The sequence below is a fragment of the Pseudomonas sp. K8 genome (assembly GCF_014889455.1).
Lineage (GTDB): Bacteria > Pseudomonadota > Gammaproteobacteria > Pseudomonadales > Pseudomonadaceae > Aquipseudomonas > Aquipseudomonas veronii.
The window spans coordinates 1-785 of sequence record NZ_VJWO01000140.1 but is presented as its reverse complement, the minus strand read 5'-3'; the positions used below and the strand labels follow the sequence as shown (position 1 = coordinate 785).

At 66.5% G+C, this 785-nt stretch carries 1 protein-coding gene and 1 pseudogene; both read right to left on the bottom strand.

Translation table 11 applies throughout. From position 1 onward, the window contains the following. Positions 1–558, bottom strand: a 558-nt coding sequence (locus tag INT12_RS31570; RefSeq protein ID WP_226926396.1) for an efflux RND transporter permease subunit, incomplete at its 3' end; no start/stop codon positions are given. A 16-nt stretch (positions 559–574) separates the two neighbouring features. Continuing rightward, positions 575–785 (bottom strand): annotated as a pseudogene (locus tag INT12_RS30605) (efflux transporter periplasmic adaptor subunit); the annotation flags it as partial.

Here is a 785-nt window from a genome sequence, read left to right as displayed (position 1 = left end):
GTGCAGGAAATCGCGGGTGATGGCTTCCGGCAGGAATTCCGGCTTGGCCGGATCACGCAGGATCTGGTCGAAGTCGATCAGCGCATCGAAGCCACTGCGCCCACCGCGCATCCAGGTGTTGAGCGTGGTGCGGGTGCCGGCCGACACCGGCTCGTAGCGGTCCGAGCCGCCGAACGGCGTCATCGTGGCGGCAATGGCGCGGATGCCGTTGCTGTGCAGGCGTTCGGCCACCTGTTGCCGTGCGAAGTAGATGTCGGTGCCGTCTTCGAACACGACGGTGACCTGCGACAGCCCATAGCGCGACAGCGAGCGTGCCTGCTCCATCCGCGGCAGGCCGGCCATCACGGTTTCCACCGGGTAGGTGATGCGCTGTTCGGCTTCCAGCGGCGAATAGCCCGGGGCGGCGGTGTTGATCTGCACCTGGACGTTGGTGATGTCGGGGGTGGCATCGATGGGCAGCTTGGTGAAGCTCCAGGCACCCACGGCGATCAACGCCAGGGTCAGGCTCATCATCAGCCAGCGATGGGCGATGGAGGCGGCAATGATGCGCTCGAGCAGGGCGGTGCGCGTGTATTCAATGCTCATGCGACGCTCCCGCCTTGCCGATGTCGGCCTTCACCACGTAGCTCTGCGCAGTGACGACTTCATCGCCCAGGGTGAGGCCCTCCAGCACTTCCACCTGGTTGGCGTCGCGCGCGCCGAGGCGCACCGGCCGGGCGGTGTAGGTCTCACCGGTGCGAACGAACACCACGTCCTCGCCCTCCATCGTCTGCAGCGCGCTGAGC